Source organism: Faecalibacterium sp. AF27-11BH (assembly GCF_003603005.1).
GTDB classification, from domain to species: domain Bacteria; phylum Bacillota; class Clostridia; order Oscillospirales; family Ruminococcaceae; genus Faecalibacterium; species Faecalibacterium taiwanense.
Map to the genome: position 1 here is coordinate 59,266 of NZ_QVGS01000002.1, position 13,166 is coordinate 72,431.

The 13,166-nt window shown below is 57.4% G+C and carries 9 protein-coding genes, 2 tRNA genes and 1 rRNA gene; 10 read left to right on the top strand and 2 right to left on the bottom strand.

The features are described 5' to 3' along the window. Positions 1-452 precede the first annotated feature (452 nt). Both hflX and DWY76_RS02805 read right to left on the bottom strand, forming a co-directional pair. Positions 453-1,718, bottom strand: coding sequence for a GTPase HflX (hflX, locus tag DWY76_RS02800; RefSeq protein ID WP_120079728.1), 1,266 nt, complete (start codon positions 1,716-1,718; stop codon positions 453-455). Then, on the bottom strand, positions 1,715-2,320 hold the full coding sequence (locus DWY76_RS02805) for a GNAT family N-acetyltransferase (protein WP_097776630.1): 606 nt from the start codon (positions 2,318-2,320) through the stop codon (positions 1,715-1,717). The genes hflX and DWY76_RS02805 overlap by 4 nt, the downstream gene beginning before the upstream one ends. Before the next feature lie 151 nt (positions 2,321-2,471). Here DWY76_RS02805 and DWY76_RS02810 point away from each other — a divergent pair, with 151 nt between their 5' ends. The 10 genes from DWY76_RS02810 (at position 2,472) to DWY76_RS02855 (ending at position 12,998) form a co-directional block, all read left to right on the top strand. Then, complete coding sequence (locus DWY76_RS02810; RefSeq protein WP_120079730.1) at positions 2,472-4,259, top strand: bifunctional homocysteine S-methyltransferase/methylenetetrahydrofolate reductase; 1,788 nt, start codon at positions 2,472-2,474, stop codon at positions 4,257-4,259. 471 nt (positions 4,260-4,730) lie between these two features. Then, positions 4,731-7,436, top strand: coding sequence for a valine--tRNA ligase (locus tag DWY76_RS02815; protein WP_097780825.1), 2,706 nt, complete (start codon positions 4,731-4,733; stop codon positions 7,434-7,436). A gap of 1 nt (position 7,437) precedes the next feature. Beyond that, positions 7,438-7,950 carry a VanZ family protein gene (locus DWY76_RS02820; protein ID WP_243111902.1) on the top strand — a complete coding sequence of 171 codons (513 nt, stop codon included), beginning with the start codon at positions 7,438-7,440 and terminating at the stop codon, positions 7,948-7,950. Positions 7,951-7,953: 3 nt separating this feature from the next. Then, a complete protein-coding gene (locus tag DWY76_RS02825; RefSeq protein WP_097780824.1) occupies positions 7,954-9,219 on the top strand; it encodes a folylpolyglutamate synthase in 1,266 nt (421 codons plus the stop codon). A gap of 96 nt (positions 9,220-9,315) precedes the next feature. After that, positions 9,316-9,633, top strand: a complete 318-nt coding sequence (locus DWY76_RS02830; protein ID WP_120079732.1) for an STAS domain-containing protein — start codon at positions 9,316-9,318, stop codon at positions 9,631-9,633. Positions 9,634-9,636: 3 nt separating this feature from the next. Continuing rightward, a complete protein-coding gene (gene spoIIAB / locus DWY76_RS02835; protein ID WP_005945484.1) occupies positions 9,637-10,071 on the top strand; it encodes an anti-sigma F factor in 435 nt (144 codons plus the stop codon). A 27-nt stretch (positions 10,072-10,098) separates the two neighbouring features. Then, positions 10,099-10,770 carry a sigma-70 family RNA polymerase sigma factor gene (locus DWY76_RS02840; RefSeq protein WP_097776626.1) on the top strand — a complete coding sequence of 224 codons (672 nt, stop codon included), beginning with the start codon at positions 10,099-10,101 and terminating at the stop codon, positions 10,768-10,770. Positions 10,771-11,211: 441 nt separating this feature from the next. Continuing rightward, positions 11,212-12,722: ribosomal RNA gene (locus DWY76_RS02845) — 16S ribosomal RNA — on the top strand. Positions 12,723-12,842: 120 nt separating this feature from the next. Next, positions 12,843-12,918, top strand: a tRNA-Ala gene (locus DWY76_RS02850). 3 nt (positions 12,919-12,921) lie between these two features. Continuing rightward, positions 12,922-12,998 (top strand) — tRNA-Ile (locus tag DWY76_RS02855). Positions 12,999-13,166 lie beyond the last annotated feature (168 nt).

Below are 13,166 nucleotides of genomic sequence, written 5' to 3' on the forward strand. Positions count from 1 at the left end.
CAAAAGTCAAAAAATTTGCTTTTGCTTTGCTTTGCGTTAATTATATAAAGTTTTATCGAAAAAGTAAAGACTTAATTTAAAGCAAAACCGGAAAATTTTGTTTGACAAGAAAACAAAAAGGGGTATAATACATCATGCAAGGCAGCGCAGAACAGAAAGCGCCTGCCGCTTTGAATTTGAGATTCACCACTTTATATACTTTCCCACCCCTCTATACACAAAAGCCCGCTGCCAGGCGGGTTTTTGTGTTTGTTGGGGATTTTTTCTTTTTGAAAAAAGCAGTGGCAGACAATGTACTCGACCCATAGAGCAGCTGCTTTCGGCTGCGACCCCGCCCGTGAAAATGCAAGCCCGGAAAGTCCGCAGACTTTCCGGGCTTGTTCTATCTCAAAATATTATTCCGCTGATGATAGCCGGAGCACAGCGGAGGCGATTTAGATCGTGTACGCCTATCAGACCAGATACCCTTCAAAGCAGTGCAGGTCTTCCGTCTTGACGATGCCCTCCAGATACAGCCCGTCCTCCCGGTATTCCTCCACCTGCACGCTGCCGCGCTCCCGCATGGGGGCGGCAAGGCCCAGTTTATCGTAGGGCAGCAGCACCTTTAAGGTGTGCACCCGGTCGCTGAGCACCTCGTCCAGCTTTGCCAGCAGGGTGTCCAGACCGTAGCCGGTCTTGGCACTGGTGAGCAGGATGTCCGGGTCAAAGCTCATGGCACCCGGCTTATCGCACTTGTTGTAGACGGTCAGGCGGGGGATGTCCGCACAGTCCAGCCCGTCCAGAACCTCGTCCGTGACGGCCAGCTGCTCTTCCCGCTGCTCATCGCCTGCGTCTGCCACACGGATGATCACGTCCGACCATGCCGCTTCTTCCAGCGTGGACTTGAAGGCTTCCACCAGATTGTGGGGCAGGCGGGACACAAAGCCCACCGTGTCCACCAGCAGCACCGCCATGCCGCTGGGCAGTATCAGCTTGCGGCTGGTGGGGTCCAGTGTGGCGAACAGCATGTCCGCTTCAGCTACGCTGGGGCCGCACAGAGCATTCATCAGGCTGGATTTGCCCACGTTGGTATAGCCTACAAGGCTGACCACCGGCATCCCGGTCTTGGCACGGGCCTTGCGGCTCTCGCCCCGGCGCTTTTCCATTTCGGCCAGCTTTTCAGCCAGCGCATCGATGCGGGCATGCACATGGCGGCGGTCCAGTTCCAGCTTGGTCTCACCGGCACCGCGGCGTGCACCACCGCCGCCGCCGCCACCGCCGCCCTGACGGCTGAGCGCTTCGCCCAAGCCCTGCAGACGGGGCAGGCGGTAGCGCAGAAGGGCCAGTTCGGTCTGCAGCTTGCCCTCGTTGGTGACGGCGCGGCTGCGGAAAATTTCAAGGATCAGCATGGTGCGGTCGATCACTTCCAGTCCGCCCAGCGCATTGGAGATGTTGCGGATCTGGCTGCCGGTCAGTTCACCGTCAAATACGGCGCATTCCGCGCCCAGCGTTTCGGCGGCAAGGGATGCTTCCTCCAGCTTGCCGCTGCCCAGCACGATGCCGGTCTCCGGGGTCTGGCGCTTCTGGGTCACCTGTGCCACGGCTTCCATGTGGTTTGCTTCGCACAGGGCGGAAAGCTCTGCAAGGCTGCGTTCGCAGTCCCACAGGCCCTGATCCAGCGCCAGCAGAATGACCTTCGTCGGGGGTGTTTCTACCAAAATATCGTAAAGTTCGCTCAAGGTAAGTCCTTTCTGTTATATCGTTCTCTTGTCAGCAGATAGCTTCTGCACTCCACCGGTGTGCCGTCAAATTTATGATCAATGGCATCGTGGTGGTAGAGAAAGCCTGCTTTTTCCATCACCCGGCCGCTGGCAGGGTTCTCTTTTGCGTGGCAGCAGGTGAGCCAGCCGCCGTCTGTATTCTCAAACCAGTAGTTTACTGCTGCTTTTAAAGCTTCGGTTGCAAAACCATGGTTCCACCAGTGCTTCCCGATGCAGTAGCCTGCTTCCCAGATGCCGTCTGTGCAGTCCTGCTGCGGCCAGAGCGCTTTCTGTGCCGGGTCACCGAGCAGAGCATTGAAGATGCTGATGCTGCCAAACACCTGCCCGGAAGCCTTTTCCACAATGGCCCACTGGTAGTAGTCCGGGTTCGGGTAAAGGGTGGCCCATGCCGCCAGCAGACCTACGGTCTCCAGCGCGTTTTTGTGCGGCTCCCACCGCAGAAAGCGGGTCACTTCCGGGTCGGATGCCCAGTTCGTATACATCTGCTCGGCATCCTCGGGTAGAAGCTGGCGCAGGAAAAGCCGGTCGGTCTCAAGCGTTTGCGTTCCGGCATGGCGCATGGCACACACCTCCCCACTTTATAAAGTATGCATAGGATAGCACAAATTTTGCGTTCCTGCAAGCGCCGCCGTGAAAAAACGCTTGACCGGACGGCATTTGTGCATTAAACTGAAAGCCAAGCGTTTTTGTAGGAAAAAGGAGAACTCCCTCATGAAGGATGTGCGTGAAATTTTAAAAAAGCGCCCGCTGCTGTTCGATGGCGGCATGGGTACATATTATAAGGCAAAGCCCGGGCAGGAATGTGAGCAGGCAAACCTGCTGGACCCGGACGGCATTTTGACCGTGCACCGCGCGTATCTGGAAGCGGGTGCCGATGCTATCAAGACCAACACCTTCGGCCTGCCGCGCATGGCAGCAGCGCAGAACCCCATGTGGGAGGCCATGGCGGACGAAGGCTGGAAACTGGCTGCACAGGCCGCTGCAAAGACCAGCGCTGCCGTGTTTGCCGATCTTGGCCCGGCCCCGGACACCGAGGCACTCCCGGCGGCACAGATCTATACGGCCCTTGCCGAGCGGTTTGTCGCATTGGGTGCAAAGAACTTTTTGTTTGAGACGCTGAGCAGCGATGCCGGTGTGGCCGAAGCGGCAAAAAAAATCAAGGAGACCGTGCCGGATGCCTTTGTGCTGGTGTCCTTTGCAGTGCTGCCGGACGGCTACACCCGCGAGGGCCGTCACTGCGCAGAGCTTGTGCGCAGCATGACTGCTTGCGGTGCAGTGGATGCTGTGGGCCTGAACTGCGTTTCTGCTCCCGGTGCCATGCGTGCGCTGGTGCAGCAGCTTGGCGAGACAGAGCTGCCGCTTGCAGTGATGCCCAACGCGGGCTACCCGGTGGTCACACGCACCCGGGTGCAGTATCAGGGCAGGCCGGAATATTTTGCACGGGAGCTGGCCCGCCTTGCTGCCGAGGGTGTGCGCATTCTGGGCGGCTGCTGCGGCACTACGCCTGCCCACATTGCGGCCCTGCGTGCGGCACTGGATGCCTTGCCGGAAACACTGCCTGCAGTCCCGGCAGCAGCAGTCTCCACTGCCGCAAAGCCGGAGGTGGAAAAAGATGATGCCTTCCTGCGCAAGCTGAACGCGGGCAAAAAGGTGATCGCCATTGAGCTGGACAGCCCCAAGGATGCCGACATGACCGGCTATCTGGACGGTGCACGCCGCCTGCAGGCTGCTGGTGCAGACCTTTTGACCATTGCGGACTGTCCCATTGCCCGGGCACGGATGGATTCTTCGCTGGTGGCCTGCCGGGTGCACCGGGAGCTGGGGCTGAACGTGCTGCCCCACATGACCTGCCGCGACCGCAATCTGAACGCCACAAAGGCCCTGCTGCTGGGCCTGTACGCCGAGGGCGTGCGGGAGGTGCTGGCCATCACCGGCGACCCCATTCCCACCGCGGAGCGGGACGAGGTGAAAAACGTGTACCAGTTCAACTCCCGCAAGCTGGCGCAGTACATCGTCTCGCTGGCAGGGGAGGGCCGGGAGATGCCCTCGCCCCTCACCGTGTTCGGTGCGCTGAATCTGAACGCCCGCAACTTTGATGTGGAGCTGCGCCGCGCACAGGAAAAGCTGCAAAATGGCATGAGCGGCTTTCTTACCCAGCCGGTGCTCTCCGCACAGGCGGTGGTGAACCTGAAAAAGACCCGCGAAACGCTGGGCGAAAAGGCGAAAATTCTGGCCGGCATCATGCCGGTGGTGAGCCAGCGCAACGCCATCTTTATGGAGAACGAGGTCAACGGCATCCATGTGGATGCTGAGATCATCGAGCGTTTTGCCGGGCTGGACCGTGCGCAGGGCGAAGAGCTGGGGCTGGAAGTTTCGGTGAAGGCCGCGCAGGCTGCAGCGCCCTATGCAGACGGCTTTTACCTGATGACCCCCTTCAACCGCATCGCTCTGATGGAGCGGCTCATTGCAAGGCTGAAGGATGAAGGGATCGCGGATTGAAAATGGCCGATGCGTTTGCTCTGGCCATTGATAGCGGAAAAAATATTTTTTATATTTGCGTTTGTCGTGGCCTGTGGGCCACTCCAAACGCGCTTTCACGAATAAGGCCCAAACCGTAAGATGCATCGGGATAAATTCTTTTGAAGAAAAAGTAATTGACAAATCGCACAAAAAACGCTATATTCTTTTTATAAATGCGTTGAAGAAGAGTGTGTATCGCTTTTGCCATCCAGAGAGCCGGGGGCTGCTGAAAACCCGGTATGGCCCGGCGGTGTGCTGTCACTTTGGAGCAGGAGCGGTGAGCTGAAGAGCAAGCCGCTCTCGGAGCTGTCCCACGTTACCGGGGCATCAAGGGGCGCAGGATGCTCTGCGCAATTTGGGTGGTACCGCGGTTATTACAGCCGTCCCATGGAACGTTCCGTGGGACGGCTTTTTTCGTCCCACTTCATCATTTTTTACTGGGAGGACCCTATGAAAGAACTTGCAAAACAGTATGATCCCAGCCAGGTGGAAGACCGCATCTACCAGTTCTGGCTGGACGGCGGCTACTTCCACACGAAGGCAGACCCCGACAAGAAACCCTACACCATCGTCATGCCGCCTCCGAACGTCACCGGTCAGCTGCACATGGGCCATGCGGTGGATAACACCATGCAGGACATCCTCATCCGCACCAAGCGGATGCAGGGCTATGCCGCCCTGTGGGTGCCCGGTACCGACCATGCATCCATCGCTACCGAAGCCAAGGTGGTGGAGGCCATGCGTGCCGAGGGCCTGACCAAGGAGATGGTGGGCCGCGATGGTTTTCTGGACCGTGCATGGGCATGGAAGACCAAGTACGGCAACCGCATCGTCAGCCAGCTGAAGAAGCTGGGCAGCAGCTGCGACTGGGATCGTGAGCGCTTTACTATGGACGAGGGCTGCTCCGAGGCTGTCAAGGAAGTGTTCGTGCGCCTGTACGACAAGGGCCTGATCTACCGCGGCAACCGCATGGTCAACTGGTGCCCCCACTGCAACACCTCCATTTCTGATGCCGAGGTGGAGTACGAGGAGAAGGACGGCAGCTTCTGGCACCTGCTGTACCCGGTCAAGGAGACCGGCGAGATGCTGGAGCTGGCTACTACCCGTCCCGAGACCATGCTGGGCGATACCGCTGTTGCCATCAACGGCGATGACCCCCGCTATGCCCATCTGCACGGCTGCCATGTGGTGCTGCCCCTGCTGAACAAGGAGATCCCCATTGTGTGCGACGAGCACGCCGACATGACCAAGGGCACCGGTGTGGTCAAGATCACCCCCGCTCACGACCCTAACGACTTTGAAGTGGGTCTGCGCCACGACCTGCCCATCGTGCGTGTGTTCACCTACGACGGCCACATGACCGGTGCTGCCGACAAGGCTGCTGCCGATGCCCTGTTCGCCGCCGGCAAGAACGCCATCAATGAGCCGGAGGTGCTGGACTGCGGCAAGTACGCCGGCATGACCACCCTCGAGGCCCGCAAGGCCATTCTGGCCGATCTGGAAGCAGGCGGCTTCCTGAAGGAGATCGAGCCCCTCAAGCACGAGGTTGGCACCTGCTACCGCTGCCACTCCACCATCGAGCCGATGGTGTCCAAGCAGTGGTTCGTCAAGATGGAGCCGCTGGCAAAGCCCGCCATCGAGAGCGTGGAAAAGGGCGAGATCAAGTTCGTGCCCGAGCGCTTCACCAAGAACTATATGAACTGGATGAAGAACACCCGCGACTGGTGCATCAGCCGTCAGCTGTGGTGGGGCCATCAGATCCCGGCATGGTACTGCGACGACTGCGGCGAGACCGTGGTGGCAAAGTCCGCTCCCTGCGCCTGCCCCAAGTGCGGCAGCGCAAAGCTCACGCAGGACCCCGATACGCTGGATACCTGGTTCTCCTCCGCTCTGTGGCCCTTCAGCACACTGGGCTGGCCCAATGAAGAGAGCGAAGACCTCAAGTATTTCTACCCCACCAACACCCTTGTTACCGGCTACGATATCATCGGCTTCTGGGTCAGCCGCATGATCTTCTCCGGTCTGGCCTACACCGGCAAGGCACCCTTCAGCACTGTCTGCATCCACGGTATCGTGCGCGACAGTCAGGGCCGCAAGATGTCCAAGAGTCTGGGCAACGGCATCGACCCGCTGGAAGTCATTGCCCAGTACGGTGCAGATGCCCTGCGCTTTATGCTGGTGGATGGCTCCACCCCGGGCAACGACATGCGTTATATCGAAAAGAAGGTGGAGGCTGCCCGCAACTTTGCCAATAAGCTGTGGAATGCTACCCGCTTTGTGCTGATGAACCTGCCCGAGGACTTTACCCCGGGCCTGCCCAGTGAGGACAAGCTGGACATGAGCGACAAGTGGGTGCTCACCAAGCTGAATCAGGTGGCCGGTGCCATGACCGATAACCTCGACCACTACGAGATGGGTCTGGCCGCTGCCAAGATCAACAGCTTTATCTGGGATGTCTACTGTGACTGGTTCATCGAGATCGCAAAGCCCCGCCTGAACTCCGGCGATGCCGAGCAGGCCGACACCGCCCGCCGTGTGCTGGTGTATGTGCTGGACAAGGCCCTCAAGCTGCTGCATCCCTTCATGCCCTTCATCACCGAAGAGCTGTATCAGGCTCTGCCCGGCTCTGCCGAGACCATCATGACCCAGAGCTGGCCCACCTTTGACGAAGCTCACAACTGGGCCGACGAAGAGGAAGCCTTTGAAAAGGTCATGGACTACATCAAGGCCGTGCGTACCATGCGCACCGAGATGAATGTCCACCCCGCCAAAAAGACCAGCATGATCATCGAGACCGCCGACGCAGCACCCTTCCAGAAGGCACAGGTCTATCTGGCAAAGTTCGCCTTTGCCACCGACGTGACCTTTACCGAGAAGTACGAGGGCAGCACCGACGGCATGGTGCAGGTGTCCACCCACGCCGCCCGCGGCTTCATCCCCATGATGGAGCTGATCGACCGCGACAAGGAACTGGCCCGCCTGAACAAGGAAAAGGCCAAGGCCGAAAAGGAAATGGCCATGTTCGCGAACCAGCTGAACAACCCCAAGTTCGTGGAGCGCGCCCCGGCGGCACTGGTGGAGGATATCCGCAATAAGTACGCCAAGAGCCAGGATAAGCTGGCCAACATCGAGCAGAGCATCAAGGCTCTGGGCTGATTTGAGCGGGGAATATAACAGCAGCGCACAGCGCACTTCGCCGTGGGTGACCGCAGGGCGGGTGATCTTTACCCTTGCTCTCATCGGCTGCATCGCGTTCATCTTTTCCAATTCCATGAAGATCGCCTCGGTGTCTACTGTGTCCAGCAGCCGGGTGCTCACTCTGCTGCAGGCGGCTCTGCGCCGTCTGGGCCATCCGGCCCTTGCCCAGCGCCTGACCGACCACATCGTGCGCAAGCTGGCACACTTCTGCGAGTATATGCTGGAGGGCTTTCTGCTCATGCTGTGTATGCGGGTGTATACCCGGCAGTATGTCTGGCACATCAGCGTGCCCATGCTGGGCGGCGTGCTCACTGCGCTGACCGATGAGACCATCCAGATCTTTTCGCCCGGACGCAGCAGTCAGGTCACCGATGTGTGGCTGGATTCAGCCGGTGTTCTGGCGGGCATCCTTACGGCGCTGGTGCTCATGGCGCTGTGCAGATTGTTGTTCAATCATCGTAATAAGGAGTAACCAATGACCATCGAACAGGCAAATCAGTATTTTGCCGCCCTGCCGGACGGTTTTGCCTCCACCGAACAGCTGCGCGCCGCGTTCACCGCGCCGGTGCAGAAGGTGCAGTTCGTGGGCGTGGCAGGCACGGCAGGCAAGACCGTGACGGCCCGTCTGCTGGCGGCCATCCTGCACGCACAGGGGATCCATGCCGGCCTGTACCATGCCGGGTGCCGCCCGCTGTCGGAGCGCATCTGCATCGATGATGCCCCGGTGGACGAGGGCCTGCTGGCTCTGACTGCGGATGCCCTTTCCGCAGCAGAAGCCCTGCCGCAGGATGCAGCGGAGCTGGCTGCTGCGGCCAACTGCTTTGGCGCAGCGGGCTGCACGCTGGCCGTGGTGGAACTGCCGGATGCGGGCCTTGCGGAAGCGCTGCCCGGCATGCCGGTGTGCGCCGTCACCTCGGTCGGCCCGGACGGTGTGAGCCGCTCGGTGGAGCGCCTTGCGGCTCTGGCAGCAGGTGTCATGCGCAAGGAAAGCATCTGCGTCACCGCGCCGGAGCAGCCCAAGTCTGTACTCAGCGAGCTGATCGTGGCCGCAGGCAAGTGCGGCTGCGAGCTGGTGGTGCCGGACCCGGAGGATATCACCTTTCTGGAGGCAGAAAAGTTTGCCAGCAAGGTGGACTACGGCGGATATACCGTGCCGCTGGCTTTTCTGGGCCGTCATGCGGCGGGCAGCGCTGCCATGGCTGTGGAGCTTTCGCTGGCGCTGTGCCGCAAGGGCTTTGATGTTACCGACGATGCCATTCTGGAAGGTCTGGCTGCGGTGGAAAACCGCAGCAGCATCCGGGTCATCTCGCAGCGCCCACTCATCATTCTGGATGCCTGCCGCACCCCGCAGCAGGCAGCAGCCTTGCTGCGTGTGCTCAACATGGCCAAGGTGCGCCATATGAGCGCCATCATCGGTCTGGCAGAGGAGGAGGGAGCCGAAGCGTTCTTCTCCGCACTGGAGACCGGCCTGACCCCTGAAGAGCAGAAAAAGGATAAGTCCACCATGCCCGGCATGAGTGAGAACCCCTTTGATAAGGTGTATCTTGTCACCCCGGCAGGCGGCGATGACGAGATGACGGCCCGTTTGACCGAAAAGGCAAAATATCATTTTGATGCCGAGATGTGCACCAGCATTGCCGAAGCAGTGGAGCTGGCTCATGCCAACACCCGCCGCGGCCTGCTGGTCTGCGGCGGTGAAGCTGCCGCGCTGGAAGCGGCTGAACTGCTGGTGAACAACTGAGCCGACACGCTTCCCTAAAAAATAAACGAAAGATCCCGTACACTGAAACCATGTGTACGGGATCTTTTTATTTTTGGCAAAGGAGATGGACAAACCATGGCAACGGTAAGCTTCAGCCCGGCGGGCGATGTGCTTTATGCCTACCTTGCGGGCGAGATCGATCACGATGCGGCGCAAAGCCTGCGCATCCAGCTGGATGATGCACTGGTCAGCCGTGCCCCGCAGACCATGATCCTGGATTTTGGCGGGGTCGGATTTATGGATTCATCTGGTGTAGGGCTGATCCTGGGGCGGCAGCGCATTGCCCGCACACTGGGCACGGCACTGCGGGTGCAGCACACGCCGTCCCAGCTGGAAAAGGTACTGCAGCTGGCGCACATCCCCTGCACGGATGCAGGACAGAAGGAGGAATAAACCATGAAAGCGGAAAACACAACAAAGATCCAGTTCGATTCCCTCAGTGTGAACGAAAGCTACGCCCGGGGCGCAGCGGCAGCCTTTCTTGCCCGGTACGACCCCACCGTGCCGCAGCTGGCCGATATCAAAACGGCAGTGTCTGAGGCGGTGACCAACTGCATCGTCCATGCCTACCCGGACCACATCGGGCCGGTGGCCATGAGCATTGCAGTCTATCCCGGGCGGGAGGTGCACATCACGGTGGCAGATAAGGGCATCGGCATCCCGGATATCCCGCAGGCCATGGAACCGCTGTTCACCACCGGAAACCCGGAGGAACGCTCCGGGCTGGGCTTTGCGGTGATGCAGAGCTTTATGGATAAGGTCAAGGTCATCTCAAAGCCCGGCAAGGGTACAAAGGTGCTGCTCATCAAGCGTCTGGCCCAGAGAGAATGATACATAACAGGAAAGGCAGGCAGGAGCATGGTATCGGATAAGACCCGGCGGGACGCATTCATTGAGCAGAATCTGGGGCTGGTGCACGCCTGCGCCGGGCGCTTCCGCGGGCGGGGCATAGAGTACGATGACCTGTACAGTGCCGGATGCATGGGACTTGTAAAAGCCTGCGATAATTTTGATGAGAGCCGCGGCGTATGCTTTTCTACCTATGCAGTGCCGGTAATTTTAGGCGAGATCAAAAAGCTGTTCCGGGACAGCGGCACAGTCAAGGTGAGCCGCTCCTTAAAAGAATTAGGAATGCGCGTACAGGCGGCACGGGAGCATCACATGAAAGTGTGCGGTACGGAGCCGACCCTTTCTCAGCTGGCGGAAGAATTGAATGAACCTACAGAGAACATCACACTTGCCATTCAGGCGGCACAGCCTGCTATGAGCCTGACCCCGGAAAATGAAGAAGAGGACCGGCAGATGGATATTCCAGTAGAATCCCCGGAAGAAGCATTGGCAGAACGTATCAGTCTGGAAGAGGTGCTTCACGCTTTGCCGGAACAGGACAGGCAATTGATCCGCCTGCGGTTTTATGGCAACAAGACCCAGAGTGAAACTGCAAAGGTGCTGCATACCACACAGGTGCAGATCTCCCGACGGGAACGCAAGATACTGGTGCAGCTGCGCCGCCGACTTTTAGAAGATTAGATGTCATACTTTCCAGATTAAAAGGAAAAAACTGGGCAAAAAGCCAAAAGCCGGATTTTTGCGAAAAATATGAAGAAAATGCTTGCTTTTTGCAAAAGGCTGTGCTAAAATACATTACTGTCAGGCGGACATCCGACAGAATGAAACACTCCAGAAGGAACGTCCTAACGTGAAGAATCGATGAGCTTCGACATGAAACTCAAAAATAATTCAAAAAAGTGCTTGACAGCTTATCACGAAAGTGATAAAATAAATAAGCTTTCAGCCGCAAGGCTGAGGCGCTACAGGACCTTGAAAATTGAACAATATCGAAAAACTTGTAAGGAACCTTTTAAGTGTTTGGAAAAACACTAAAAACAATTCCAAAAGTAATTCACACAGGACGCAAGCGATTGCGTACTGAGCGAACAAGATTTAACACTTTAGAAGTGATAAATGTCATTTATAAAGAGTTTGATCCTGGCTCAGGACGAACGCTGGCGGCGCGCCTAACACATGCAAGTCGAACGAGCGAGAGAGAGCTTGCTTTCTCGAGCGAGTGGCGAACGGGTGAGTAACGCGTGAGGAACCTGCCTCAAAGAGGGGGACAACAGTTGGAAACGACTGCTAATACCGCATAAGCCCACGGGTCGGCATCGACCAGAGGGAAAAGGAGCAATCCGCTTTGAGATGGCCTCGCGTCCGATTAGCTAGTTGGTGAGGTAACGGCCCACCAAGGCAACGATCGGTAGCCGGACTGAGAGGTTGAACGGCCACATTGGGACTGAGACACGGCCCAGACTCCTACGGGAGGCAGCAGTGGGGAATATTGCACAATGGGGGAAACCCTGATGCAGCGACGCCGCGTGGAGGAAGAAGGTCTTCGGATTGTAAACTCCTGTTGTTGGGGAAGATAATGACGGTACCCAACAAGGAAGTGACGGCTAACTACGTGCCAGCAGCCGCGGTAAAACGTAGGTCACAAGCGTTGTCCGGAATTACTGGGTGTAAAGGGAGCGCAGGCGGGAAGACAAGTTGGAAGTGAAATCTATGGGCTCAACCCATAAACTGCTTTCAAAACTGTTTTTCTTGAGTAGTGCAGAGGTAGGCGGAATTCCCGGTGTAGCGGTGGAATGCGTAGATATCGGGAGGAACACCAGTGGCGAAGGCGGCCTACTGGGCACCAACTGACGCTGAGGCTCGAAAGTGTGGGTAGCAAACAGGATTAGATACCCTGGTAGTCCACACCGTAAACGATGATTACTAGGTGTTGGAGGATTGACCCCTTCAGTGCCGCAGTTAACACAATAAGTAATCCACCTGGGGAGTACGACCGCAAGGTTGAAACTCAAAGGAATTGACGGGGGCCCGCACAAGCAGTGGAGTATGTGGTTTAATTCGACGCAACGCGAAGAACCTTACCAAGTCTTGACATCCCTTGACAGGCATAGAAATATGTTTTCTCTTCGGAGCAAGGAGACAGGTGGTGCATGGTTGTCGTCAGCTCGTGTCGTGAGATGTTGGGTTAAGTCCCGCAACGAGCGCAACCCTTATGGTCAGTTACTACGCAAGAGGACTCTGGCCAGACTGCCGTTGACAAAACGGAGGAAGGTGGGGATGACGTCAAATCATCATGCCCTTTATGACTTGGGCTACACACGTACTACAATGGCGTTAAACAAAGAGAAGCAAGACCGCGAGGTGGAGCAAAACTCAGAAACAACGTCCCAGTTCGGACTGCAGGCTGCAACTCGCCTGCACGAAGTCGGAATTGCTAGTAATCGTGGATCAGCATGCCACGGTGAATACGTTCCCGGGCCTTGTACACACCGCCCGTCACACCATGAGAGCCGGGGGGACCCGAAGTCGGTAGTCTAACCGCAAGGAGGACGCCGCCGAAGGTAAAACTGGTGATTGGGGTGAAGTCGTAACAAGGTAGCCGTAGGAGAACCTGCGGCTGGATCACCTCCTTTCTAAGGAGTCAGGCGAAAGAGCGACATCGAAGATGGAGATCTTTCGGACAGGTAACAAACAAGCAGAGTAGATATTGTTCGATTTTGAGGGCCCTGAAAAGGGAACTCAATTCCTAATGTGGGGGTTTAGCTCAGCTGGGAGAGCACCTGCTTTGCAAGCAGGGGGTCAAGGGTTCGATTCCCTTAATCTCCACCACATGGGCCAATAGCTCAGCTGGCTAGAGCACACGACTGATAATCGTGAGGTCGATGGTTCGAGTCCATTTTGGCCCACCATGTGATGAAAATCAAAGTACCGGGAGACCGGGCTTTGAGGAACATCACCAAGACGTACCTTGAAAACTGAATAATAACTGCGAAACAAAGATTATAGTAAGTTCTTTTTTAAGAAATATTGCAATTTCAAAAGGAAGGGTAACAATAATCTTCGTTGGCAAGAGAGAA